Source organism: Thiothrix sp., assembly GCF_028714775.1.
Taxonomy (GTDB): Bacteria; Pseudomonadota; Gammaproteobacteria; order Thiotrichales; family Thiotrichaceae; genus Thiothrix.
This window is the reverse complement of sequence record NZ_JAQTLS010000003.1, coordinates 106,181-132,256: the sequence shown is the minus strand read 5'-3', so window position 1 is coordinate 132,256 and position 26,076 is coordinate 106,181. Positions and strand designations below refer to the sequence as shown.

Annotated in this window: 22 protein-coding genes and 1 CRISPR repeat array; of the genes, 16 read left to right on the top strand and 6 right to left on the bottom strand. The window is 52.2% G+C overall.

Translation table 11 applies throughout. From position 1 onward, the window contains the following. The first annotated feature begins 16 nt into the window (after positions 1–16). Both PHE17_RS03545 and PHE17_RS03540 read left to right on the top strand, forming a co-directional pair. A complete protein-coding gene (locus tag PHE17_RS03545; RefSeq protein ID WP_301014440.1) occupies positions 17–2,086 on the top strand; it encodes a carbon starvation CstA family protein in 2,070 nt (689 codons plus the stop codon). After that, a complete protein-coding gene (locus PHE17_RS03540) occupies positions 2,086–2,283 on the top strand; it encodes a YbdD/YjiX family protein (protein WP_301014439.1) in 198 nt (65 codons plus the stop codon). The genes PHE17_RS03545 and PHE17_RS03540 overlap by 1 nt, the downstream gene beginning before the upstream one ends. A 13-nt stretch (positions 2,284–2,296) precedes the next feature. Here the strand turns inward: PHE17_RS03540 and PHE17_RS03535 are convergent, their stop codons facing one another. Next, a complete protein-coding gene (locus PHE17_RS03535; RefSeq protein ID WP_301014438.1) occupies positions 2,297–3,202 on the bottom strand; it encodes an SH3 domain-containing protein in 906 nt (301 codons plus the stop codon). A gap of 79 nt (positions 3,203–3,281) precedes the next feature. Here PHE17_RS03535 and PHE17_RS03530 point away from each other — a divergent pair, with 79 nt between their 5' ends. Next, positions 3,282–3,758: a Uma2 family endonuclease gene (locus tag PHE17_RS03530; protein ID WP_301014437.1), complete on the top strand. Its 477-nt coding sequence runs from the start codon at positions 3,282–3,284 to the stop codon at positions 3,756–3,758. A 55-nt stretch (positions 3,759–3,813) separates the two neighbouring features. Here the strand turns inward: PHE17_RS03530 and PHE17_RS03525 are convergent, their stop codons facing one another. Further along, entirely contained in the window at positions 3,814–7,257 is a 3,444-nt protein-coding gene (locus PHE17_RS03525; RefSeq protein ID WP_301014436.1) for a pyruvate carboxylase, read from the bottom strand. 242 nt (positions 7,258–7,499) lie between these two features. Here PHE17_RS03525 and PHE17_RS03520 point away from each other — a divergent pair, with 242 nt between their 5' ends. Together PHE17_RS03520 and PHE17_RS03515 are read left to right on the top strand one after the other, a co-directional pair. Further along, complete coding sequence (locus PHE17_RS03520) at positions 7,500–7,847, top strand: type II toxin-antitoxin system PrlF family antitoxin (protein WP_301014435.1); 348 nt, start codon at positions 7,500–7,502, stop codon at positions 7,845–7,847. A gap of 37 nt (positions 7,848–7,884) precedes the next feature. After that, positions 7,885–8,208 (top strand): type II toxin-antitoxin system YhaV family toxin, encoded by a 324-nt coding sequence (locus PHE17_RS03515; RefSeq protein ID WP_301014434.1) that lies wholly within the window; start codon positions 7,885–7,887, stop codon positions 8,206–8,208. Here the strand turns inward: PHE17_RS03515 and lepB are convergent. The 3 genes from lepB to PHE17_RS03500 are packed head-to-tail and all read right to left on the bottom strand — an operon-like array spanning position 8,188 to position 9,958. Beyond that, entirely contained in the window at positions 8,188–9,111 is a 924-nt protein-coding gene (gene lepB / locus PHE17_RS03510; RefSeq protein ID WP_301014433.1) for a signal peptidase I, read from the bottom strand. The two genes, PHE17_RS03515 and lepB, sit on opposite strands and share 21 nt — an antisense overlap. A 60-nt stretch (positions 9,112–9,171) precedes the next feature. Further along, positions 9,172–9,408: a hypothetical protein gene (locus PHE17_RS03505; RefSeq protein WP_301014432.1), complete on the bottom strand. Its 237-nt coding sequence runs from the start codon at positions 9,406–9,408 to the stop codon at positions 9,172–9,174. Further along, positions 9,395–9,958 carry a sigma-70 family RNA polymerase sigma factor gene (locus PHE17_RS03500; RefSeq protein WP_301014431.1) on the bottom strand — a complete coding sequence of 188 codons (564 nt, stop codon included), beginning with the start codon at positions 9,956–9,958 and terminating at the stop codon, positions 9,395–9,397. Before PHE17_RS03500 ends, PHE17_RS03505 begins: the two co-directional genes overlap by 14 nt. A gap of 60 nt (positions 9,959–10,018) precedes the next feature. Between PHE17_RS03500 and PHE17_RS03495 the strand changes: the two genes are divergently transcribed. From PHE17_RS03495 to PHE17_RS03445, 11 genes are all read left to right on the top strand, one after another. Further along, positions 10,019–11,020, top strand: coding sequence for a transcriptional regulator (locus PHE17_RS03495; RefSeq protein WP_301014430.1), 1,002 nt, complete (start codon positions 10,019–10,021; stop codon positions 11,018–11,020). A 52-nt stretch (positions 11,021–11,072) separates the two neighbouring features. Continuing rightward, on the top strand, positions 11,073–13,337 hold the full coding sequence (gene cas3 / locus PHE17_RS03490; protein ID WP_301014429.1) for a CRISPR-associated helicase Cas3': 2,265 nt from the start codon (positions 11,073–11,075) through the stop codon (positions 13,335–13,337). Between the two features lie 269 nt (positions 13,338–13,606). Next, positions 13,607–14,269, top strand: coding sequence for a type I-C CRISPR-associated protein Cas5c (gene cas5c, locus PHE17_RS03485; protein WP_301014428.1), 663 nt, complete (start codon positions 13,607–13,609; stop codon positions 14,267–14,269). After that, positions 14,266–16,017 (top strand): type I-C CRISPR-associated protein Cas8c/Csd1, encoded by a 1,752-nt coding sequence (gene cas8c, locus PHE17_RS03480; RefSeq protein WP_301014427.1) that lies wholly within the window; start codon positions 14,266–14,268, stop codon positions 16,015–16,017. Before cas5c ends, cas8c begins: the two co-directional genes overlap by 4 nt. Further along, a complete protein-coding gene (gene cas7c, locus PHE17_RS03475; RefSeq protein ID WP_301014426.1) occupies positions 16,014–16,904 on the top strand; it encodes a type I-C CRISPR-associated protein Cas7/Csd2 in 891 nt (296 codons plus the stop codon). The genes cas8c and cas7c overlap by 4 nt, the downstream gene beginning before the upstream one ends. Positions 16,905–16,934: 30 nt before the next feature. Continuing rightward, on the top strand, positions 16,935–17,204 hold the full coding sequence (locus PHE17_RS03470; RefSeq protein ID WP_301014425.1) for a hypothetical protein: 270 nt from the start codon (positions 16,935–16,937) through the stop codon (positions 17,202–17,204). Then, the gene (locus tag PHE17_RS03465; protein ID WP_301014424.1) at positions 17,182–17,613 is read left to right on the top strand and encodes a PIN domain-containing protein; all 432 of its coding nucleotides are present in this window, start codon (positions 17,182–17,184) and stop codon (positions 17,611–17,613) included. Before PHE17_RS03470 ends, PHE17_RS03465 begins: the two co-directional genes overlap by 23 nt. Then, the gene (gene cas4 / locus PHE17_RS03460) at positions 17,606–18,244 is read left to right on the top strand and encodes a CRISPR-associated protein Cas4 (RefSeq protein WP_301014423.1); all 639 of its coding nucleotides are present in this window, start codon (positions 17,606–17,608) and stop codon (positions 18,242–18,244) included. Before PHE17_RS03465 ends, cas4 begins: the two co-directional genes overlap by 8 nt. Next, complete coding sequence (gene cas1c / locus PHE17_RS03455) at positions 18,241–19,275, top strand: type I-C CRISPR-associated endonuclease Cas1c (RefSeq protein WP_301014422.1); 1,035 nt, start codon at positions 18,241–18,243, stop codon at positions 19,273–19,275. Before cas4 ends, cas1c begins: the two co-directional genes overlap by 4 nt. A gap of 10 nt (positions 19,276–19,285) precedes the next feature. After that, on the top strand, positions 19,286–19,576 hold the full coding sequence (gene cas2 / locus PHE17_RS03450) for a CRISPR-associated endonuclease Cas2 (RefSeq protein ID WP_301014421.1): 291 nt from the start codon (positions 19,286–19,288) through the stop codon (positions 19,574–19,576). A 315-nt stretch (positions 19,577–19,891) separates the two neighbouring features. After that, a CRISPR array of direct repeats spans positions 19,892–22,588; the repeat unit is 37 nt; unit sequence ATTCTCCCGGCTTTATTAGTCGGGAGTGGATTGAAAC. 170 nt (positions 22,589–22,758) lie between these two features. After that, positions 22,759–24,210 (top strand): hypothetical protein, encoded by a 1,452-nt coding sequence (locus tag PHE17_RS03445; protein ID WP_301014420.1) that lies wholly within the window; start codon positions 22,759–22,761, stop codon positions 24,208–24,210. Here PHE17_RS03445 and aceK read toward each other — a convergent pair. Next, positions 24,191–25,948 carry a bifunctional isocitrate dehydrogenase kinase/phosphatase gene (gene aceK / locus PHE17_RS03440; protein ID WP_301014419.1) on the bottom strand — a complete coding sequence of 586 codons (1,758 nt, stop codon included), beginning with the start codon at positions 25,946–25,948 and terminating at the stop codon, positions 24,191–24,193. The genes PHE17_RS03445 and aceK overlap by 20 nt on opposite strands. Positions 25,949–26,076 lie beyond the last annotated feature (128 nt).

Genomic DNA, 26,076 nt, shown 5'->3' with positions numbered 1-26,076 from the left:
GCGAGGAACCTGCATCTTGAATACGCTAATCCGCAATTTTATTTGGCTGACCGTTGCGCTGCTCGGCGCGGCGGCAGTTGGCGGCATTGCCCTAAACCGGGGCGAAAATATCAATACCCTCTGGTTTGTCACCGCTGCCGTGTGCGTCTACGCCTTAGCCTACCGTTTTTATGCTGCGTGGATTGCCGCCAAAGTGCTGGTGGTGGATGAAACCCGTGCGACTCCGGCAGAGCGTTTCAACAATGGGCATGATTTTATACCCACCAACAAATGGGTGGTGTTTGGGCATCATTTTGCCGCGATTGCAGGCCCAGGGCCGCTGATTGGGCCAACGCTGGCGGCGCAGTTTGGTTATTTGCCGGGAACCTTGTGGATACTGTTCGGCGCGGTGCTGGGTGGCGCGGTACAGGATATGACCACTCTGTTCTTTTCCATGCGCCGCGACGGACGCAGTTTGGGACAAATGGCGCGGGATGAATTGGGTGCAATCGGCGGCATGGCGGCGCTGGTGGGTACGCTGATTATCATGGTGATCCTGATTGCGGTGCTGGGGCTGGTGGTGGTGAATGCCATGAAGCACAGCCCGTGGGCAACGTTTACCGTGGCAATGACCATTCCGGTAGCGATTCTGGTGGGCTTGTACATGCGTGACATCCGCCCCGGACGGGTGTTGGAAGGTTCCATGCTAGGCGTGGGGTTACTGCTGTTTGCGGTGGTGGGCGGTGGCTGGGTTGATCATAATGCGACCTTGAGCCAGTGGTTCGACCATGAGGGGCTGACGCTGGCATGGTTTGTAATTGGCTACGGTTTCATTGCCGCTGTACTGCCTGTGTGGTTGCTGCTCGCGCCGCGTGATTACCTGTCGACGTTCATGAAACTGGGGACGATCTTTTTGCTGGCGATTGCGATTGTGGTGTTGTCGCCGTCGGTGAAAATGCCTGCCATGACCCAGTTTGTGGATGGTACGGGGCCGATTTTCGGTGGGGCATTGTTCCCGTTTGTGTTTATTACCATTGCTTGCGGCGCGGTGTCGGGTTTCCACTCACTGATTGCGTCGGGGACGACGCCGAAATTGCTGGCGAACGAACGCGACATCCGCATGATCGGTTACGGTGGCATGTTACTGGAATCGTTCGTGGCGATCATGGCGATGATTGCGGCGACGGTGCTTGATCCGGGCGTATTTTTCGCCATCAACAGCCCTGCTGGGGTGGTAGGCAAGGAAGCGGTGGATGCTGTTGCTAAGATTTCTTCGTGGGGTTTCCCTGTCACGGTTGAGCAAATGAGTGCGTTGGCGCAGGCGATGGGGGAAAAGACCCTGTTTGCCCGCACGGGCGGTGCGCCGTCATTGGCAGTGGGTATGGCGAGTATTTTTGGCAGTGCCTTCGGGCAAGGCTTGCTGGCAATGTGGTATCACTTTGCGATCATGTTCGAGGCGGTGTTCATCCTCACCACGCTGGATGCGGGGACGCGGGTTGGGCGTTTCATGTTGCAGGATTTTCTGGGGAATTTCTCGCCTAAGCTGGGGCAAACTTCGTGGTATCCGTCGGTATTGCTGTCTTCCGGGGTGATCGTGGCGGCGTGGGGTTATTTCCTCTACATCGGCGTGATTGACCCGAATGGTGGGGTGAATATCTTGTGGCCTCTGTTCGGCATTTCCAACCAGATGCTGGCGGCGATTGCGCTGTCGGTGGGCACGGGCATCCTGATCAAGTCGGGTAAGTTGAAATACGCTTGGGTGACGGGTTTGCCGCTGGCGTGGCTGGCGATTGTCACGACCACGGCGGCGTATGAGAAAATTTTCAGCGCGGATGTGCGGGTCGGTTTCTTGTCCGCTGCCAATGATATGGCGGCGAAGTTGGCAGCAGGGGCATTGCCCCCGGAAAAAGCAGCGGTTGCGCCGCAACTGATTTTCAACCAGCAATTGGATGCGGTGCTGACGGTGTTTTTCGTCGTGGTGTTGTGGGTGGTGATTGGCGATATGTTGAGCGTGGCATGGCGGCATCTGAATGGCCTTGCTGTCCCGCCGCTGTCGGAATCGCCGCACGAGCCGAGCCGTTTGGTTGAAGATTGGGTGCGTGACTGATGCTTTCCAAAGCGCAATGGGGATTTGTGCTGAAACGGCTGTGGCGGTATATCCGCCATGCGTCGGGGGATGATGCGTATGAGCGTTACTTGCGCCATTGCGAGGTCTATCACCCCGACGATGAGCCTTTGGCGCGGAAAGCCTATTTCAAGCAACAACAACGCCGGAAATGGGAAGGCATCCGGCGCTGTTGCTGAGTGCGTTGCGGGTTTATTCGAGGAAAATCACTTCCTCAAACGCATCCATTTCGCCCATGACGTTACCGCCGCCGTCGTATTGTGTGCCTTTGCCAATCACGACTTCGACGGGTTTGTTTTTGAATGAGGCGGGCATTTCGGCAACTTCATTCCATGAGTCGCAGGTCGGGGCGCTGCATAGGCCAATGTGGTCTGCGCCTTTGGCATCGGTGATGGTCAGGTAGCAATTGTCGCCGCAGTCATAGGAACTGATGACCCCTTGCAGGCGCTTGCCACCGCTGGTTTTGACGGGTTTGGTCATGGGTTTTACCGTTGGGGTGACTGGCGGCGCATCGCTGGTGTCAGCTTTTTCGGTTGAGAGTTTGTCCAGAAAAGCGTCGAAAGCGTAACCTTGCTTGCTTTGCCATTGGACTTTCACCCACGTGCCACTGCGCCCGCCGATATTGTCAGTTTTGCCCGTTGCTTCCAGTACATTGATTTTGCCGCCGTGAGGGACAGTGCCGATCTTATTGCCAGTAACGGAAGGTTTGTCGCGGACGACGAGGCTAGGTTGGGCGGTGACTTCATGCCAACCGATGGGGGCGGGATCGGTTACTTCGGCGTCGGCAATGGCTTCGTTCAAGGTGGCAATGCGGTCAGTGTAGGCACTTTTCAGGCACGCCACGTCATGGCAAACATCACGTTCGTCGGTGAGCCAATCCAGTTGTTCGGCTTTCAAACCGGCTTTGTCACGGGTGCTGGCAAGAGCTTTGCTGAAGGAAGCTGCCAGCAGTTCGTCAAGGTTAGAAAGTTGTTTGGTGCTACAAATGGTTTTTTCCGACCATGTTTTTGCCTTGCTACAGTTGAAGCTGGCGGCGTAGCTGTGCAGGGGAAGTAACAGGATGGCGGCAAATAGCGCAAGTCGGGCGGGTTTTTTCATTGTTGGGTTCCTCGCGATGGTTGGGGTTTCTGTCCGCGTTAGCTTATCATAACAATGTTGCCAAATATGAGGGATCATCATGGAATGGTCAGAAGTTATCGACAATCCGCTGCTGCAAAACTTGCCGTTTAAGATTGAGCTGAACAAGTTCGGCAAGCTGTTGATGAGTCCCGCCTCGAACAGTCACGGTAGGTTTCAAGGGCGTATCGCGGGGGCGTTATGGCAGCGTCAGCCAGAGGGCGAGGTTATTACCGAATGCTCCATCCAAACCTCCGAAGGTGTGAAAGTAGCAGATGTGGCGTGGGCTTCCGCCGCATTCATTGCCGAGTTTGGCTATGCCACTCCTTATCCCAAAGCGCCCGAATTGTGCGTTGAAATTGTCTCCCCCTCCAATTCTAAGGTGGAAATCGCCGAAAAGGTTGAGCTTTACCTCGCCAAAGGTGCGCAGGAAGTGTGGGTGGTGTACGAAAACAGCCGTATGGAAATCTTTACCCACGTTGGGCAGGTTGGGGAGAGTAAGTTCGCGCCGGACATCAAGTCAAAGATTTTTCGTTAATCACGCAGGCCAGTGAAACGGTGGGTATCGCTTGCGCTCTACCCACCTTACAGGATTACTCGAACTCGATGACCAAATCGCCTTGCTCGACCAGCTCACCCGCGTGCAGGTGAACCTTTTTGATCTTGCCAGCGTTCGGTGCGGTGATGGTGGTTTCCATCTTCATCGCTTCGATGACGAACAGTGGTGTGTTTTGATCCACTTCATCGCCAGCCTTGACCATGACGACCGAGAGCTTGCCTTGCAGTGATGTACCGATTTCGTTCGGGTCAACAGCCTTGCGGTTGCTGGCACGGGTTGGCTTCACGGACAGGTCGCGGATTTGCACCGAGCGGATTTGGCCGTTGAAGTCGAAGGTGACGGTACACATGCCGTTTTCGTCCGCAGGCGAACGGTACAGCAAGCGGATGATCAGCACCTTGCCGCGCCCCAATTCGACCAGCACTTCTTCATTCAGCTTGAGGCCGTAGAAGAACAGCGAGGTCGGCAGATGGCTGATTTCACCGTATTCCTGCTGATGCTTGTAGAACTCGCGGAACACCGCCGGGTACATCTTGAACGACAGGAAGTCGAGGAAGGTTTGTTCCGGGTCGAACTCTTGCTTGAAGGCTTCAAATTCGGCATCCATGTCCACCGGCTTGAGGTGGTCGTTCGGACGGCCTGTGTATGGCTTTTCACCCTTGAGGATGATCTCGCTCAGCTCTTTCGGGAAACCGCCCGGTACCTGCCCCAAACCGCCCTTGAACAGGTCAAGCACGGAATCCGGGAAGGCCAGCGTTGCGCCGCGTTCCATGACATCCGCTTCGGTCAGGCCGTTGGAGGTCATGTAAATCGCCATGTCGCCCACGACTTTGGAAGACGGGGTAACTTTCACGATGTCGCCGAACATGCGGTTGACCACCGCGTAGTTTTCCTTCACTTCCTCGAACTTGTGTTCCAAGCCCAGTGCGATGGCTTGTGGACGCAGGTTGGAATACTGACCGCCCGGAATTTCGTGGTTGTACACTTCCGCCGTGCCTGCCTTGAGGCCGGACTCGAACGGGTAGTACATTTCACGCACGTCTTCCCAATAGTTCGCGTAAGCATTGAGCGATTTGAGGTTGAACGGCTGTTCACGCGGTTGGCCTTCCATCGCTGCAATCAGCGAGTTCAGATTGACCTGTGAAGTCAGGCCAGACATGGAACTCATGCAGCCGTCGACCACATCCACGCCCGCTTCAATTGCTTTCAGCAAGGTGGCGGCTTGGATGGAGGCGGTGTCATGGGTGTGCAAGTGGATGGGGATGCTGACCGCTTCTTTCAGCGCCGGAATCAGGGCTTCCGCTGCGTAAGGTTTCAGCAAACCTGCCATGTCCTTGACCGCCAGCATGTGCGCACCGGCATCTTCCAGTTGCTTCGCCAGATCGAGGTAATAGTTCAGGTTGTATTTGTTGCTGGCACTTTTATCCAGCACATTGCCGGTGTAGCAGATCGTGCCTTCGGCAATCCCGCCAGTACGTTCGCGCACTACTTGGATGGACTTGCGCATCCCTTCGATCCAGTTCAGGGAGTCGAAGATGCGGAACACGTCGATGCCATTTTCCCACGACTTTTCGATGAAGGCTTCCACCACGTTGTCAGGGTAAGCGGTGTAACCGACGGCGTTGGAGCCACGGAACAGCATCTGGAACAGGATGTTGGGGATGGCTTCACGCAATTGGCGCAGACGATCCCACGGGCATTCGTGCAGGAAGCGCATTGCCACGTCGAAAGTTGCACCGCCCCACAGTTCCAGTGAGAACATTTGTGAGTGGTTTTTGGCGAAACCTTCGGCGATTTTCATCATGTCATCGGTACGCACGCGGGTCGCCAGTAAGGACTGGTGCGCGTCACGCAGCGTGGTGTCGGTGTACATGACGTGCTTTTGGTCTTTCACCCATTGGCAGAACTTGTCCGCGCCCATTTCGTCCAGCAGGTTTTTGGTACCTTTTGGATACGCGCCCACTTTGTCGAAGTCAGGGATGATCGGCTTGCGGAAATGCTTGTTCGGGTCGACGTATTTCACGTCTGGGTTGCCGTTGATGATGACATTGCCGACGAATTTCAGCGTCTTCGTGCCACGGTCAAAGCGCAACGGGGTGTGGAACAGTTCCGGGTGGTTGTCGATGAAGGTGACGTTGCAGTTACCGCTGGAAAAGACCGGGTGTTGCAGCACGTTTTCGAGGAAGCCGACGTTGGTTTTCACCCCACGGATACGGAATTCCTGCAAACCACGCAAGTTGCGGCTGATCGCGCCTTCCAGCGTGCGTCCCCAAGAGGTGACTTTGACCAGCATGGAGTCGAAGAACGGGGAAATTTTCGCACCCGGATAAGCCGCGCCCGCATCCAAACGGATACCGAAACCGCCTGTGCTGCGGTAGGCAATGATCGTGCCGTAGTCGGGTTTGAAGCCGTTTTCTGGGTCTTCGGTGGTGATCCGGCACTGGACGGCAAAACCGTTGCAGGTGATGGATTCCTGTGAAGGGATGTCGATTTCAGGGTCAGACAGTTTGCGTCCGTCGGCAACGTGGATTTGGGTACGCACGATGTCGATGCCAGTCACTTCTTCGGTGATGGTGTGTTCGACTTGCACACGCGGGTTCACTTCGATGAAGTAAATGCGCTCGTCTTTATCGACCAAGAATTCGACCGTACCGGCGCACGAGTAGTTGACGTGGCGGGTAATTGCCAGCGCGTATTCGTACAGCTTGTCACGGGTTTCTTGTTTCAGGGTAATGCTGGGGGCAACTTCCACCACTTTTTGGAAGCGGCGTTGTACTGAGCAGTCGCGCTCAAACAGGTGCACGAGGTTGCCGTGGGTGTCGCCGATGATTTGCACTTCGATGTGCTTGGGCGAGTCGATGTATTTTTCGAGGAACACGGTGGCATCGCCGAACGCTTTCAAGGCTTCGTTACGTGCATCGTTGTACGCCGATTCAAGCTGGGAAGCATCACGCAACACGCGCATCCCACGACCACCACCACCGGAAGCGGCTTTCATCATCAGTGGGAAACCGATGCGGTCAGCTTCACGGCGGGCAATTTCCAGCGTATCCAGCGGTTCGCGGCTGTCTTCGATGACAGGCAAACCAGCGGCAAGCGCGATTTCCTTGGCGGCTACTTTGTCGCCGAGTTTCTGCATCGCTTCCGGGGATGGGCCGACGAAAATGATCCCTTCCTCACGGCAACGGGTTGCAAACCGCACGTTTTCGGAGAGGAAACCGTAGCCGGGGTGGATGGCATCGACATGGTTGCGCTTGGCGACCTTGATGATTTCCTCGACATCCAGATAGGGCTTGAGCGGTTCGTCATCCTTGCCGATCTGGTAGGCTTCGTCCGCCTTGTAACGGTGCGGGGAGAAACGGTCTTCATAGGTGTAAATGGAGACAGTACACAACTTGAGTTCTGCCGCAGCACGCAGGATGCGGATTGCGATTTCGCCACGGTTGGCGACCAGAAGCTTCTTGATTTGCCGGGTCATTGGACAGCCTTTGAATGAAAGTGGATCGGGTTGCCGTTAACTGTGTGAGCATGATGTGGTCAAAAACCACGATTTTTTTGTACCGATAGTTTGCGGGAGTAGGCGGCTGGTGTAAAGATGAAGACGGCTATTGCACTGCACAAACAAGGGCTTGGCGGCATGGATTTTGCCATTTTACCCATTAGAGATGTATGATAGCGCCCAAGACAATGCAATTGCATTACCCTACCAAGGAGGTTGTTATGCCCATATCCGTGTTTGAAGCCGAGTCCACCTTGACCGACCGTTACCAAACGACTGTGCCGGAGCCAGTACGCCGCGCCTTGCGATTGGGTAAGCGCGACAAAATCCATTACACCATCCAAGCCGATGGCAGCGTGGTATTGACGCGGGTAAAAGAGGATGAAAAGGCGGAAGACCCTGCGCTCGGCTCATTCCTGCAATTTCTGGAAAAAGACATTACCCAGCGCCCACAAGGTCTGGTTCCCGTTACACAAGCGATGTTGGATGAGTTGAATGAGTTGTTGGCAGGTGTGGAAATAGGCGATATTAACGCCCCTCTGGAAGATGATGAGGACGACGATGCCTGAGCTTTCTCCCATTTGCATAAATGGTTGGTCTATTTATATGCACCCATTATTTTTGGATCAGTATGATGCACTGAGACTGCATGTGTTGCGCTTGAGGAGGAAAGACCCTCAGGGATACATCCGTAAGTCAGCAGCAAAACGTTTGGAAGTTATCAAAAGTTTGATTTTCGAGGTTATCCCGCAAGACCCCACCCGCCCGGAATACCGGCAGGGCAACACTTTGGGGGCGGAATACAAACACTGGTTCCGGGTGAAATTCTTCCAGCAATACCGCTTGTTTTTCCGCTACCACGCCGAGCGCAAAATCATCGTGCTGGCTTGGGTGAATGACAAAAGTACCTTACTCCAACACCTTCCCTGAGCGCTCCCAGCGCACATGCTGCCCTTTGTTATCGAGCGACAGCCACACTTGCCGCGCTTTGCCTACTACATCCTGCAATGGGACAGTGCCGAAAAAGCGTGAATCATTGCTGGCGGAACGGTTATCACCCATCGCAAATATATTTCCGGCGGGGATGGTCAGGTCGGTTTGTGGCAGGTTTTTGCCGTCAGTCACCCACACCACTTGCCAGGTTGCCTTGCCGTCGGTTTCGGTAACTTGCGTGCCCTTGGGTAAGGGTGTTTCCTGCATTTTGAGGGATTTGCCGTTAATGGACACATCCGTGCCATTGATTTGCAGCTTATCCCCCGGCAGGCCGATGATGCGTTTGATGAAATACTTGGTGCGGTCATTGGGGTAGGTGAAAACCGCAATATCGCCGCGCTGCACCGCCGTTTTGCACCCCGGACAGTTGTAACGCTTGTCGGCAAACAGCATGTCGCCCGTCATAACCGTCGGCTCCATACTACCGGACGGAACTTTGAACGATTCCACCTGATGTTGGCGCACGTAATCAATCAGCAGTGGCAGGGCAACGGTATTGCACAGCAGGAACGCCAGCACGTACATGCCGCTGTGTTGCCAACCTTGCAGCACGTAATCCGGTTGGCGGCGGGCGCTGCGGAACGCATCCACCATGCCGTACAGCCATACCCCCAGCACTAGCACCAAGCCGATCAGGAACGCGGGCAACATCCAATCCGGCGGCAAGTACAAAGCAATCACCGCTACCGCTGGGACAGTCAGCAACGCAAAGCACAAAAACAGCCAGATGGCCTTATTCACCTCGCCGTTATAAAGCTGCCCGTAACCGGGGAGGACAAATGACATCAGCAGCGCGAACAGCGGTTTGCGGCGTTTGATGCGAAGTTCGGAAGTTTGCATGGGTGGTTCCTAATGTTGTGATTGTCAGTTTATACCGGCGGGGAAGGAAAAGGTTACAGCTTACCCTGCCGCGTTCAACGCCCACACGCCTAGCATGAACGCCACCAATTGCTCGATGCCCACCAATACCCCGCCGATCAGCGCCAACCATTGCAGCCACTCCAACGGTTTGGCGGTTTTCGCCGGGAACGGCAAGCTGTTGACCTGCTGCATGACTTCGGTGGTGAAATTATTCGGCACTTGCAACAGGTCGGTGCGTAACAGTTGATCGAGTGCGTCATGCTTATGCAGTTCCATCAGTAGCCTCCAGCCAGTGGCGTAATTGTTCGCGGGCGCGGTGTAAACGGACTTTTAGCGCCGCTTCGCTACAGTTTTCAATCGCGGCGATGGTTTTCAGGTCAAGACCTTGGAGGTAAGCCAAGGCAAGGGCGCTGCGGTCATGCAGCGGAAGGCGGCGTAATGCAGCTTGCAGACGCTGCTGCTGTTGCTGTAATTCCAGCCGTTCCAGCGGTTGTGGGGTGTTGTGGTCTTCGCTTTCTTCACCGGGGATGAGGTGATCTTCCTGCCCAACTTCCAGCCGATGGGAAGCCCGTTCCAGCGCATTCAAAGCCAACCGCCGCCCAATGGTAAACAGCCATGTGGAAAATTCGGCACGTTTGGGATCATATTGCCCAAGGTTTTGCCATGCGCGGAGGAAGGTTTCCTGCGCAATTTCTTCCGCCATCGCCTGCGGTAAACCCATGCGCCCCAAGTAGCTGAACAGCGGGCGCTGGTAGCGGTCAACCACGGCAGCAAACGCCTGTCGGTTGCCCCGGCTGATGTGTTGGAGGATGAGCTGAATGTCCACGCGGTTTCCTGTATTGTCAGTGATAGCTTATACAGGCGGGGAGGGAAAAGGTAACAAGTTTTGCGATATAATCCGGGGATGGAAAATATCGACAAAATTTACCGTCTCGATAAACTGCTGGGCTCGGCACGGTCGCCCATTTCCATTAAACGGCTTATGGAAGCGCTGCATTGTTCGGAAAGCACGGTGCGGCGGGTGATCATCACCATGCAAAACCGTTTCAATGCGCCCATCGAATATGACCGCCTCCGCAATGGTTGGCATTACTGCAAAGACAAGGGGGCGTATTCACTGCCCGGTTTTTGGTTGAATGACCAAGAAATTTACGGCCTATTGGCGATGCAACAACTATTGGGGAACTTCGACCCGGAATTGCTGCATGATGAAATTGCCCCGATTGAAACCCGCCTACGTGAAATTATCAGTAAAACTACCGGATTGAACAGCACTGAAACGCTGGGGAATTACATTCGTCTGTTACCCTATAACCGCCGCGACCACCAGTACAGCAACTTCCAAATCATTGCCAGCGCGTGTTTGCAACGTAAGCAATTGCGTGTTTCTTACCATGCGCGTTCCAACGATGAATGCCTGCTGCGCACGCTGTCGCCGCAACTGCTGATTTATTACCGTGACAACTGGTATTTGGGGGCGTATTGCCACCGCGAAAATACCCTACATCCCTATTCACTTGACCGTATCAGTAACATCGAACAACTTGAAGTTGATAGCCTGTCAGTGCCGAAAACGGAATTGGATGACGTGTTTTTTTCTACGTTTGGCATCTTTTCTGGACGGGTTGCAGCAGTGGCAGTATTGCGCTTTACGCCAGAAGCAGCACGTTGGGTGGAAGGCGTGACATGGCACAATGCACAAGAATCGGGCTGGAAGGACGGGGCGTATGTGTTACGCATCCCATACAGCCACGCCACCGAACTAATTGGGGAAATCCTGCGGTTTGGCGATGGTGTAACGGTGTTGGAACCGCCGGAATTGCGGGCAGCGGTATGTGAAAAACTGCAAAAAATGTTGGGGAATTACGGTTGCCTTGTCACGGTTTGACTAGGTAGGGGTGGTAGACTGGGCAGCGAATTCATTAGCAAGGTAAAGCACGGTGAATAAAGCCCGCCCGATAGCGCATGTGCGTTTTGATGAACAGGAACAGCCGATTGAGCATTGGCTGGATGAGCATTTACACGAGGTTGCCAAGTTAGCAGCAGGCTATGCGGTGTTGTTTGGAAAGGATTGGGCGCATGTTGCTGGAATTTGGCATGATCTCGGTAAATACAACCCTGAATTTCAGCGCTATATCAGCGATAAAACAGGCTATATCGCACTCAATGCCCATATTGAAACTGATCACTCTCCCGGTAAAGTTAACCACTCCGCTGCTGGTGCTTTGTATGCTATTGATCAAGATCAGAATCCAAAGAAGCTGTTTGGGAAAATTCTTGCTTACCTGATTGCAGGTCATCACTCTGGTTTGCCTGATTGGGTCAGGGAAGACACAGGTAATGGGCGGTCGTTGGAAGAAATTTTGCAAGACGCGGTTCATCTGGATAAAGCGCTGCAAGTCCCCATTCCAGAAGATATTCTGCAAACAAAAATGCCCACCTCTGCGCCAGTGGGTGGCATTGATAACGCTGCTTTGTGGATAAGGATGCTGTTTTCTTGCCTTGTGGATGCGGATTTTCTGGATGCTGAAGCTTTCATGCAGCCAGAAAAGCAGGATTTGCGTGGGCAATATCCAGAGCTGAGCCAATTGCTTACCCGTTTCACCCAACACATGATGGGATTTTCAGCGAAAGCGGCAGATACACCCGTTAACCGTTTGCGGGCGCAAATCCTGCGTGATTGTCAGGAAGCAGCAGCAAAACCACCGGGTATCTTTTCCCTGACCGTACCAACGGGTGGTGGCAAAACATTATCTGGTATGGCCTTTGCGTTGGAACATGCTATCCAGCACGGCAAACGGCGCATCATCTATGCCATCCCTTACACGAGTATCATCGAACAAACCGCTAATATTTACCGCCATATCTTCGGTAATTGCGTGGTGGAACATCACAGCAACCTTGACCCCGATAGGGAAGATGCGCAAAGCCGATTAGCGACGGAAAACTGGGATGCGCCGATTATTGTTACCACCAATGTGCAGTTGTTTGAATCACTGTTTGCCAGCCACACCAGCCGTTGCCGCAAGCTGCACAATCTGGCAAACAGCGTCATTGTGTTGGATGAAGCGCAATTATTGCCACCGGAATTCCTGAACCCGATTCTGGGCGTGATGAAAGCCTTGGTGGAACACTACGGTGTGACGTTTGTGCTTTCCACTGCAACCCAACCTGCCTTGCATACCTATCAAGACTCCTTCGGAACAGCGGTGGTGAAAGGGTTTGGTGCAGATCAGATCAAGGAAATAATGCCTGATCCCGAAGCGTTGTTTACTGCGTTAGAGCGCGTGAATGTGGAACTGCCAAAGGATTTGGTGACAGAACGTTCGTGGGAAGCGCTAGCGGAGGAAATTGCGGAACTGGATTCTGTACTCGTTATCGTCAATACCAAGAAGCAGGCTGCGGAACTGTGTCGCTTGTTGCCTCCTGAAACTTACTATCTGACGACGAATTTGTGTGGGGAACATCGTTCTGAGAAGTTGCAAGAAATTCGTCAGCGTTTGCAAGATGGTGAACCTGTGCTGCGTGTGGTCAGCACGCAATTGATTGAAGCTGGCGTGGATGTGGATTTTCCTGTGGTTTACCGAGCGTTAGCGGGGCTGGATTCGATTGCACAAGCAGCGGGGCGTTGTAATCGTGAAGGTAAACAAGCCGATAAGGGTAGGGTGGTTGTGTTCGTGCCGCCACTCAATGCCAAATTGCCGGGACATTTGGGGCGGTCTGTAACCGTGAGCCGCTCTTTGCTTTCGTTGCCAAGTTTTTCTCAAGCGCCGTTACATCATTCGCACTTTCAGATTTACTTTGAACATTTCTATGCACGGGCAGAATCACGGGATAAGCATGGCATTGTCGATTTACTTGCTCAGAATGCGCGTGAATTGAAAATCCAGTTCCGCACGGCTGCCCAGCGTTTTCGACTGATTGACGATGATGGGTCGGCGGTGTTGGTCACATACGGCGAAGGCGCAAAACTGATTGAACAACTGAAATTTATCGGGCCGAAACGTAACCTGATGCGCAAGCTGCAACGCTACACCGTAACTGTGCGTGAACAGGTGAAAAAGCGTCTGTTGCAGTCAGGCGATATTCGTGAGCTTGCCAATTTGCCCGGTATTTACGAGCAAACTACCCCCGGCCTGTATGATGGGAAACTTGGTCTGTTGGTTGATCCACTACAGCTTGCGCCGGAGGAGTTAGTTTGGTGATAAGAGTTAGTAGGATGACAACTATCGACACCAAAATTCCCCATACCAAGCGTTCTGGTAAGGAGGTGAGGAGTAACCTAATCTCTTTTATGACTTTCCAATCCATAACTTTACTTCACAATATTTGAAACTAATGCTAGGATAGCTCATCACTTGTTTTGATAGCAAGTGTGGATTGAAACACAATGTTTGAAACTTGTTGGAATGGATAGACGGGCGCGGGTTCTCCGCGCCCATTTCACAAACTTAGTATTTTGGCGAGAACGGTAATGAAGAGCTTTTGTTTGGAGGTTTCAGGTGGTTTCGCCTGCTTCACTCGACCGGAAATGAAGGTGGAACGTGTATCTTACGATGTCATCACTCCTTCTGCCGCCCGTGCCGTATTCGAGTCGATTTTGTGGAAGCCTGCGATTCGTTGGCATATCCGCAAAATTGAGGTGCTGAATCCGATTCGCTGGATTAACTTGCGCCGCAACGAAGTCTCAGGGGTTGTACCTGCTGGGGCGGTCAGGTCAGCGATGAAGCAAGGTAAAGGCAACCTAGGCATGTATGTGGAGGAAGACCGCCAACAACGGGCAGGTTTGTTTTTACGGGATGTGCGCTACCGGCTTCACGCTGAGTTTGAAATGCTGAATAACAACCCGGAGAACAATCCGGTCAAGTTTGCTGAAATGTTCAAACGCCGCGCCAGCAAAGGGCAGTGTTTCAATCAGCCTTATTTGGGGGCACGCGAATTTTCCTGTGATTTCCGTTTGGTTGACGCTGACACTGCTCTCGCCCAGCCTTTACCTGAAACACGCGAATTAGGTTGGATGTTGTATGACATGGATTTTGTCGATACCGCTAACCCTATGCCACGATTCTTTCAAGCGAAAATGCAAGATGGTGTGGTTCACGTTCCCGCATGGGATAGCGAGGAGATACGCGGATGATTCTGCAAGCACTCTACGATTACTACCAACGCAAATCAGCCAACGCGGATTCTGCTTTAGCTCCTGCCGGATTTGAGTACAAAGAAATCCCTTTCATTCTGGAAGTTACCGCTGATGGCAAATTGGCACAGATTGAAGATACCCGCACAGGTGATGGCAAAAAGAAGCGGGCAAAATCAGAACGTGTGCCGCAAGGTGTAAAGAAAACCTCCGGTGTTGCTGCCAACCTGCTGTGGGATAACGCTGAATATGTGTTGGGTATTGATACCAAAGGCAAGCCAGAGCGGGTAAAGGAACAGCAAGCCGCTTTTGCCGAACGTATCCGCCAATTAGCTATTTCAGAACAGGATGAAGGCATCGCTGCGGTATTAGCTTTTCTGGAAAATCTGGATACCGAAGTTTTACAGCAGCAACCGCAATGGGAAGAGATTGCTGTCACCAACCCTAATCTGACGTTTCGTTTGCAAGGACAACTGCATTTGGTTTGTCAAAGCCGCAAAGTCCAAGCGGCATTGATGAGTCCATGCGGTGACGATAACGCTAAAGCCACTTGTCTGTTGACGGGTGAACAAGCCGAGATTGAACGCCTGCATCCCTCCATCAAAGGTGTGTGGGGGGCGCAAAGTTCTGGGGCGAACATCATTTCCTTTAACCTTGATGCGTTCACTTCTTACGGTAAGAGTCAGAGTTTCAATGCGCCAGTCAGTAAAGAGGCGGCGTTTGCCTATACCACGGCGTTGAATCACTTGCTGAGTAAGGATTCTACGCAACGGATGCAGGTAGGCGATGCTTCTACCGTTTTCTGGGCTGAGCAAGAACATACGCTGGTCGATGATTTCACCGCGCTGTGGGGTGCGGCGGATAACAATAAAGATGATCCTGATCGTAACACTAATGCAGTGAAAGCCTTGTACAAGGCTGTGCAGGAATACGGACGCAATCCTGCTTTGGGCGAAACAACCCGCTTTTTTATTCTGGGACTTGCACCCAATGCGGCGCGAATCAGCGTCCGTTTTTGGCATGTGGGAACCGTGCGGGAAATCAGCCAGCGGATTGTTGATCATTTTGAGTATTTGCGGATTGAGCATAGCGAGCGTGATGCAGAATTCCTACCGCTGTGGTTGCTGTTACGTTCAACTGCATTGCTGGGCAAAACCGAAAACGTTCCGCCAAATCTGGCAGGCGATGTGATCCGCTGTATTCTGGAAGGTTTGCCTTACCCTCAAACATTATTGGCTTCGGCTGTGCGGCGTATCCGTGCAGAACAGGAAGTCACTTACCCACGGGCGGCTTTGATCAAAGCCTATTTGAACCGACTTAATCCAACGGAGAATCTTGCCGTGTCACTTGATCTTGAAAATTCAAATACGGGCTACCGTTTAGGTCGTCTGTTTGCGGTGCTGGAAAAAATACAGGAAGAAGCCCAACCCGGTATCAATGCCACCATCCGTGACCGTTATTACGGGGCGGCTTCTGCTACACCTGTCACGGTGTTTTCCACACTGCTGAAATTGAAAAACCATCATTTGAGCAAGCTGGATAACAAGGGGCGAGTCAGCAATTTTGAAAAACTGTTGGGCGAGATTATGGGTGGCATTGTCGATTTCCCTGCCCATTTGCCATTAGCTGATCAAGGGCGTTTTGCGATTGGTTACTACCATCAGCGCCAAGATTTTTTCAAGAAACACACTAAAACCGAAACTACCCAACCTGAATCTGAAACCGGGGCACAAGGAGAATTGTTATGAGCCTGCAAAACCGTTATGACTTCGTACTGCTGTTTGATGTGAAAGATGGCAACCCTAATGGCGACCCAGATGCAGGCAATTTGCCGCGTGTCGATGCGGAAACCGGGCAAGGCTTAGTGACGGATGTTAGCCTGAAACGCAAAGTCCGCAATTTCATTGGGTTGTTGAAAGAAGAACAGCCGCCTTATGAAATCTACGTCAAGGAAAAAGCCATTCTGAACAAGCAGCACGAACGCGCTTATCAAGCCATTCCCGGCGGCGCTGAACTGTTGGCGGGCGACGATAAAAAACGTAAAGGCGGCGACAAGGTAGAAGAAGCACGGCAGTGGATGTGCCACAACTTCTTTGACGTGCGTACTTTCGGCGCGGTTATGTCAACGGGTGTGAACTGTGGGCAGGTACGTGGGCCGGTACAGATTACGTTTGCCCGTTCGGTTGATCCGGTGATTGCGAGTGAGCATTCGATTACCCGTATGGCTGTGGCGACTGAGAAAGAAGCGGAAAAGCAGGATGGTGACAACCGCACGATGGGGCGCAAATTCACCGTGCCCTATGGTTTGTATGTTGCGCACGGTTTCGTTTCTGCACATTTAGCCGATCAAACAGGCTTTTCAGAGGGTGATCTGGAATTGTTGTGGCAAGCATTGGGCAATATGTTCGAGCATGACCGTTCCGCAGCGCGTGGTGAAATGGCGACCCGTGGGCTGTATGTGTTCAAGCATGAAGGCAAGTTGGGTAATGCGCAGGCGTTTAGCTTGTTCGAGCGTATCAAGGCGGAGTTGAAAGACACAAACAGTGTGCCGCGTCGTTTTGCTGATTATGCCGTCACGGTGGATGAGGCTGATTTGCCAAATGGCGTGACATTGTTGAAGCTGGTACACTCTTAAGTATGACTTGTCATACATGAGGATATTGCCATGAGAATTAATGCAAGGCTGGATGATAGCTACGAGCGCAAGTTTCAGCTTGTGCAGCAGCGCGAGCGGAAGAACCGTTCTGATATTTTGAAAGAGGCGTTGGATAGCTATTTTGCAACCAAACTCCGTCAAGATGAGGACGAAGCGTTAGCGAAAAATCAGAAACTGTTGCAGATGCTGGGCGGCATTATGTCTGCTCCGGCAGATAGTTCTGTGAATTACAAAAAGTACGTGAAAGGGTATCTGGATGAAAAATTCGGTCATCGCTGATACGGGATTCTGGGTCGCCTTACTCAACAAGGATGATGCTTTTCACACGCAAGCAACCACGTATTTGGCGGGTTGTCGTCAAACTTTGGTGACAACGTGGCCTGTGATTACCGAGGCTTGTTATATGTTGTTGAGCCGTCGCGGGATGCAGGCGGTTCGACAATTTCTGGATATGGGGTCGCAGGGGTATTTTGTGATATTTCCATTGGAAGTCGAGCAATTGCAACATGCCGCCATATTGATGGAAAAGTATGCCGATTTGCCAATGGATTTGGCAGATGCTTCGATGGTGTTATTGGCTGAAGCCTTGGGGCATGGTCGAGTTCTCTCCACTGACCAGCGCGATTTCGATTGTTATCGCTGGAAAAGCCGTCAACCCTTTGAGAACCTGTTACTACCCAATGTCTGAACCACTCCTCCCCATCATGCTCTCCGCGCTGCAACACTACAGCTATTGCCCGCGCCAGTGTGCGCTGATCCATCAGGAACAGACGTTTACTGACAATGTGCATACGGTACGCGGCAATCTGGCGCATGAACGGGTGGATAGTGGCGAAAGTGGCACAGAATATGGGGTGCGGGTGGAGCGTTCTTTGCCTTTGTACAGCGAGCAGTATGGGCTGACGGGTAGGGCGGACGCAGTGGAGTTTCTTGATGACGGCACGCCTTACCCCATCGAATACAAGCAGGGTTCGCGCCAAAAGAAGACACACGATGATGTGCAATTGGTCGGGCAGGCGTTGTGTTTGGAGGAAATGACGGGCAAGGCAGTGCCGGAAGGTGCGATTTTCCACCATAAAAGCCGTCGCCGCCGCGTTGTACCGATTACGCCAGAGTTGCGTGAATTCACCATTGGTTTGATTGCGAAGGTGCGGGCGTTGCTGGAGTCGGGGCAGATGCCGTCGCCAGTGGATGAGCGTGCTTTGTGCAAGGAGTGTTCGTTGCAGGATAGCTGCCAGCCAGATTTGACGGGCAATCGGGCGCGAATCCGCCGTTTGCACGATACCTTGTATGATGCGGAGGACGACGGGGAAGCGTGAAACAATTACTCAATACCTTGTATGTGTCTACCGAAGGGGCGTACCTACGGTTAGAGGGTGAAACGCTGGTGCTGTCGGTGGAGAAGGTGAAAAAACACCAAGTTCCGCTGCATCATTTGGGCGCGATTGTGTGTCTTGGGCGGGTGAACATGAGTCCGGCATTGATGGCGCGTTGTATGGATGATGGGCGCAGCATCGTGTGGTTGAACGAACACGGGCGCTTTCAGGCGCGGGTGGAAGGCCCGGTGAATGGCAATATTTTGTTACGGCAGGCGCAGTTCCGCGCTGCTGACAAAGTGGAAACCGCGCTGGAAGTGAGTAAGGCATTCATTGCGGGCAAGTTGCGCAATAGCCGCAATGTGTTGTTGCGCAGTGCGCGGGATAGCAAGGATGAAGCGGCGAAAACGCAGTTGGTAAGAGCGGCGAAGTCGCTGGCAATTAACTTGCGCAATTTGGCTCATGCGGAATCCGCCGCGTCGGTGTTGGGTTTGGAAGGTGATGCGGCACGGGTGTATTTCGAGCAATTCAATACCATGATTAAGCCGCAGATGCGCGAGGAGTTTGAGTACAAGGGGCGTAGCCGCCGTCCGCCAAAAGATACGGTAAATGCGTTGATTTCGTTTTTGTATGCGTTGTTGCTGAATGATTGCCGCAGCGCGTTGGAGACGGTGGGGCTTGATCCGCAGTTGGGGTTTTTCCATGTGGTGCGCCCCGGTCGCCCTGCGTTGGCGTTGGATTTGGTGGAAGAATTCCGCGCCGTGCTGGGTGATCGCTTGGCGTTGACGTTGATCAATCGCGGGCAATTGCGCCAAAAGGATTTTGATTTTCGCCCCGGTGGTGCGGTGATGCTGAATGACACCGGGCGCAAAACCGTGATCATGGCGTATCAGGAACGCAAGAAGGAGACATTGCAGCATCCGGTGTTGGAGGCGCAGGTGGAAATCGGTTTGTTGCCGTTGCTGCAAGCGCGGATGTTGGCGCGGTATCTGCGTGGGGATGTAGAGGCATACGTCCCGTTCCTTAACAAATGAGAAAATCTCCATGTTGATATTGGTGAGTTATGACGTTTCGACCTTGGAGGCAGCGGGGCGTAAGCGTTTGCGGCGCGTGGCGAAGGTGTGCCAGAACTACGGGCAGCGGGTGCAGAAGTCGGTGTTTGAGTGCAAGGTGGATACGATGACGCTAGAAATCCTGCAAGATGCTTTGTTGAAAGAAATCGACATGGCGGAAGATAACCTGCGTATTTACCGACTGACTGAGCCGCTGACCAAAAACGTGAAGGAGTTCGGTAAGTTTCGTGCCACTGACTTTGACGCACCATTGATCCTGTGAGGTTGTCTGAACTGGGATTCTCAGGATGAAGAAATGGACAGGAACAGTGCTTCCAATTGACTACAGCTTAAACTAAATCTTGATGTAACATTATGATTTAGATGTGAATATGCTATAATTATCAAGGTAAACCTTCGAGACGCGAACCCTAAGCAATGGCGAATTTGCCGAGGTGTTCGCGGAATCGCAACCTGTTGATTCTACTTGGAACGAAACAATGAACCCTCGCCGCGAACCATCCTTCACATTCCCGCCTTATCGGTTCGCGCAAACTCGCCAAAAATCTCTTGTATTTTACGCCCTTACATCTGGGCAATTCTCCCGGCTTTATTAGTCGGGAGTGGATTGAAACGTTTGTTGTCCCGTGTCCTGCCTCGCTGAGTAGGATTCTCCCGGCTTTATTAGTCGGGAGTGGATTGAAACATATCATCCACAAAAACAGCCATAAATAACCTCAGAATTCTCCCGGCTTTATTAGTCGGGAGTGGATTGAAACTGCTGCCAATTATAGCTATGATGATTTTCGTGACAGGATTCTCCCGGCTTTATTAGTCGGGAGTGGATTGAAACCACTCGTGCCACTCCGGGGTATTGCGGTGATATGGGATTCTCCCGGCTTTATTAGTCGGGAGTGGATTGAAACAAAAAGTACCTGCAAGGCAATGTGCATCTATCCACATTCTCCCGGCTTTATTAGTCGGGAGTGGATTGAAACTGTATAATATAATTATATAATTATGCTTTATATAGATTCTCCCGGCTTTATTAGTCGGGAGTGGATTGAAACAACACTTGCGGGTTGCGGCGGTAGGCCACCATGCATTCTCCCGGCTTTATTAGTCGGGAGTGGATTGAAACAAAAACTGGTCGTTTGAATGCGGTCTTGAATTTGATTCTCCCGGCTTTATTAGTCGGGAGTGGATTGAAACAATAACCTGCTCAAGCAGCCAATCGTACTGCTTGAGATTCTCCCGGCTTTATTAGTCGGGAGTGGATTGAAACATCTTGCCGATTTTCTGCGAATCAGGCTGTATGGCATTCTCCCGGCTTTATTAGTCGGGAGTGGATTGAAACCCGTCTCGTGTACCGCATCCAAACACAAGAACTCATTCTCCCGGCTTTATTAGTCGGGAGTGGATTGAAACGCGCTCGATGTGGCTAGTTTGTGATGTGACAAAACATTCTCCCGGCTTTATTAGTCGGGAGTGGATTGAAACAAATCACACTTGGGCAGATAAAAGCCACCATCGAAATTCTCCCGGCTTTATTAGTCGGGAGTGGATTGAAACAGCCCGCTCACTGTCAAATCGGCGCATGACACTTGATTCTCCCGGCTTTATTAGTCGGGAGTGGATTGAAACATCAAACGGCGCAGCTTGCAAATGACCACTATCATTCTCCCGGCTTTATTAGTCGGGAGTGGATTGAAACAGCGGAAAAGCCGACATCGAAATCATGAAAACAGCATTCTCCCGGCTTTATTAGTCGGGAGTGGATTGAAACCGACATAGAAAAACATACGCTTATGAGATATAAGTATTCTCCCGGCTTTATTAGTCGGGAGTGGATTGAAACGCCAGTATGACCCGCAATGCGCAGGCCGCAGAAATATTCTCCCGGCTTTATTAGTCGGGAGTGGATTGAAACCTGCGTCTACGCATCAAAGAGCCGGGTATCGTCAATTCTCCCGGCTTTATTAGTCGGGAGTGGATTGAAACCTGCGTCTACGCATCAAAGAGCCGGGTATCGTCAATTCTCCCGGCTTTATTAGTCGGGAGTGGATTGAAACATTGAGCAGCGCGTCTCGTATGCCGCGTTTGTACTATTCTCCCGGCTTTATTAGTCGGGAGTGGATTGAAACAGCCTGCTGCAAAGTCAACGTAAGTTTGTCCAACTATTCTCCCGGCTTTATTAGTCGGGAGTGGATTGAAACATTTTCTCTTGATAATGAAAAGCTTGTAATAAATAATTCTCCCGGCTTTATTAGTCGGGAGTGGATTGAAACCCCCGCTGATACCACACAGACCGCGTAACCTCAAGGCATTCTCCCGGCTTTATTAGTCGGGAGTGGATTGAAACACCGAGATTCGCCTCCCAGTCCCAGAATCCCCAGATTCTCCCGGCTTTATTAGTCGGGAGTGGATTGAAACATCGCCTCGCGGGACATTATCAATGGCAGCGACAAATTCTCCCGGCTTTATTAGTCGGGAGTGGATTGAAACCCGTACAGCACACCTCCAGCGAATATTGTTACTCATTCTCCCGGCTTTATTAGTCGGGAGTGGATTGAAACCGGCATCAGTAGCGGCGGGATCAGCGAGGACATTATTCTCCCGGCTTTATTAGTCGGGAGTGGATTGAAACGCCAGTTGGTCAGCGTAGGGGTTGGTGACGGCGCGATTCTCCCGGCTTTATTAGTCGGGAGTGGATTGAAACCGGTGATGGGAACGCTCGTCAACAAGGGTAGTTGGATATTCTCCCGGCTTTATTAGTCGGGAGTGGATTGAAACGTGGAGCGCGTGGACAACGCCGCTACCCGCAACCGATTCTCCCGGCTTTATTAGTCGGGAGTGGATTGAAACCTTGGGCGGCTTGCATGTAGGTGATGCTGCCCTTCATTCTCCCGGCTTTATTAGTCGGGAGTGGATTGAAACGGGAGTGAAGAGGGGGCGATGCTGTCTTTATTTGATTCTCCCGGCTTTATTAGTCGGGAGTGGATTGAAACCCGCTGAAAATGCGTGATTTACGGATAGCACGCGATTCTCCCGGCTTTATTAGTCGGGAGTGGATTGAAACCCGGCACTTTGCAGCTTGCTTCCGGTTTCCGTGGCATTCTCCCGGCTTTATTGGTCGGGAGTGGATTGAAACAAACGGTGTGTTGTTCCACGGTCATTTGCACGATAAATTCTCCCGGCTTTATTGGTCGGGAGTGGATTGAAACCACGGCTTGACAGCCGGTTTGCAGCTCAGCGCAACATTCTCCCGGCTTTATTGGTCGGGAGTGAATTGAAAAAATTGCTCAGCCATGCACTTGACTCGTCAACCCTTGACGTATGGCAACCCAGCAGTGGGTCGGCTCTGATACGCTACAATCTTGGGTAAGGTGGTTGACCCACCCAACGCAGGTTCCGCAGTGAGCTTGCGGCGCGGTGACTTGGACTTTGATACATAGGCATAACAAGATGAAACGTAAAACGAACCAAGTGATGCTTGCCGTATTGGCAGCGTATTCCCTGTTTGCAGCTAATGACGCCTTGGCGGAAATTTCCACGCGGGATCGGTGTCAACAGGCATTAAAAATGATGGGCGTGACGGCGGATCGCGCAGATCGCGGCTGGGCATCGTTGTGTGAGGGGGTGATCAAGAATGAGCCTATCGCCCGCTATGGCAAATGGTACGGCCCCGGTTATTGGGGCGGCGGCACGGATGCGAATAAAGCAGGTCTTGAAGCCCCGATGGATTCCTTGGATGAAGTGGCGCAACGCCATGATTTTGGCTACCTGATTGCGGAAAAGTACGGCAAGATTTACGGTAAGCAATACGAGTTCAAGCTCAAAGCAATGGCAGATAGAGTGGCAGTCCAAGATTCGATGAAATTGCCCGAAGACCCCACCAAGTGGGACAGAGTGCCTGCCGACCCTGAAGCAGCCGTCAGATACCATGACCGTATCATTACGGGCTTTATTCTGGAGTCCGACCTTTATAAAAACTTGGCGGATGCCACTAAAGTCGGCGATGTCATTACCAGCCCTTTTATTACCTTATTCGACGAAACAGATTATTCGCATATTCCCGACCTCGATAAATTTCAGCGGGAAGTCAGCAGCCACATAAACGGTTGGAAAAAAGAAGTGGCGGCAAAAGCCGAAGAAGACAAAAAAGCGCAGGAGGCGGCTGAAAAAGCCAAGGCTGATGAAGCGAAAAAAGCCGAAGAAGCGGCTGCAAAAGAAAAGGCCGAAAAGGAAAGTGCAGCACGCAAAGAAAAAGAAGCCCAAGAAGCGAAAGATGCCAGAAAGCGTTTGGAAGACAAGATAAAAGAAACCAAAGAGGCTGAGGAAGAGGAATCAGCACCAAAACCACCAGCAAAAAAGAGCTATGCTGACATGACCCCGGAAGAGCGCCACGAAGCATTAAAAAATAACGATGCGGAGGCTTGGGAAGCGGTAAGGAAAGGTTTGACCGGGGAGGAAGACAATAAAGGTGAAAAAGCGCAACCTGACACCAAAGATTCCGAAGAGGTAAAACCCGATGAACCTCCTGCGCCCAATGCAGCCGCTTCCGATATAACGCCCGTCAAGGTCACGGCATCAGGCTCATTTGATGGCGACTACAGCTACGGTGGTTTCAAAAACATTGTGACAACCACCATTACCGTATCTTTCTGGAATGTCGGTAGCCAAGTGCCCGGTTATGGCGAAGCCAGCATGAAATCCAAAGCAGTCGCATCCCTCAATGGCGTCAGCGAAGAAAAGTCCTGCGGAGGGACATTCTCCGGTGGCCCCAATGGCACGCTGAGTTTTCAGGGTGAATGCGGCGGCACGACGCTGAACCTCAAAGGCGGGAGCAGCATCAGTGCCGATGGCGCGGTTTTGACTGTATCAAACCCCGAAGCCTTCAGCGCGTGGGAGAAATAGGGAAGCGCAGTTCCTCTGGGTAGGGGAATACGTCTTCGTATTTCCCGTGGCGGATATTTGCCTGTTTTCCGCGCCAGTAATCAGCCGTCAGCAAATCCTTGTGGTGCTGGAGGAAGGTCTTGCGGATTTTCGGGTTGGTTAACAGGAATGTGCCGAATTCTTCCGGGAACACGTCGTTGGGTTCTATCGAATACCACGGCTCGGCGCTGAATTCATCTTCTTCGCAGCGTGGCGGCGGAATGTTGCGGAAGTTGCATTCGGTCATGTAAGTGATTTCGTCGTAGTCGTAGAACACCACCCGCCCCAATTGCGTTACGCCGAAGTTTTTGTAGAGGAAATCGCCGGGGAAGATGTTCGCGCCCGCCAGTTGTTTGATCGCCGTGCCGTAATCCACGATCACTTTTTCCAGCAAGGCGTCGTCGGCGGTTTCGATGAAAATGTTCAGCGGGATCATGCGCCGTTCCAGATAGATATGGCGGAAAATAACGCTATCGCCGTCAATAGTGATGCTGCTGGCGCAAGTGTCCTGCAATTCCTGCAACAATTCCGGCACGAAACGTTCACGCGGCAGCGCAACATTAGAATATTCCAGCATATCCGCCATGCGCCCCACGCGGTCATGGCGTTTGACCAACTGGTATTTTTCCTCGACCTGCTGGCGGCTGAACTCTTTCTGCGGTGCAAACCGATCCTTGATGATCTTGAACACGTAGGGGTAGGAGGGCAGGGTGAACACCATCATGACCATCCCGCGTATCCCCGGCGCGATAACAAATTCATCGCTGGAATGTTTCAGGTGGTGCAAGAAATCGCGGTAAAACGCCGACTTGCCCTGCTTGTGCAAGCCAATCGCGGAATACAACTCCGAGGTGTCGCGGCGCGGCAGCAGCTTTTGCAGGAACGAAGTCACCGCCGACGGGACTTGGTGTTCCATCATGAAATACGCCTGCGAATAGCTGAACACCACCGACAGCAGTTTTTCCCCCAGCAACAGCGCATCAATGTACAGCCCGCCGCGCTCGTTATTGAGGATCGGCAGCGCAAACGGCACTTCCTTGCGTCCATTGGTCATTAAACCGACGAGGTACGCTGCCTTGTTGCGGAAAAACGGGTGGCGGATCACCGAAAGCTGGAAATTCAAATGTGCCTTACGCGCCGACTTGCCCCGGAACTGTTTCACGATAGCGCGGAAAATATTGCGCAGGTCGCGTTCCAGATTTTCAAACGGCAGGGTGAACCCGGCATTGTTGATGATGCTGCGGATGCTTGTCCGCAAGCCAGTGGCGTGTGGGTAGTAGGCAACGTAACTGGTTTCTTCCGAGTCGATGTATTCGGTGGAAATGGAGCTGCGCAGGAAAATGTATTCGTTGGTGTAGTACTGGCGTGGGAACTGGCGGCAAAACACCGAGGTGTAAAAGGTTTCCGCCAATTCCGGCTGCTGGTGGTTGAGCAGCAGGCGCACGTAACAATGCTTGATTTCACGCCACAAGTCGGGGTCGATGCTGCGGATTTCGTACAGGTCACGCACCAGAACGATGGTTTCCTCAATACGCCGGTCATACAGCACGATACGTTCACGCGAAGCCAATTGCACTGCCCGCCAATCTGCATCTTCAAAACGCTGCCGCGCCCCGGCGGTAATGCGTTGGAAAATTTCAAAGTGGCGGTTGAAGCCTTGCAGGATGGTGGTGGCAATGTCGCGTACAAGGTGATCGTTATGCAATGCTGGCTCTGGCATGGATGTTAATACCTGACTATATTGATAGGGATAAGGCGAATGTTACAGGATAGCGTATGTGCGCTGCAACAAAAGCATTAAAACAATATAATGTCGACAATTCGTGTTTTTTCATTCGGAGTTAGTAG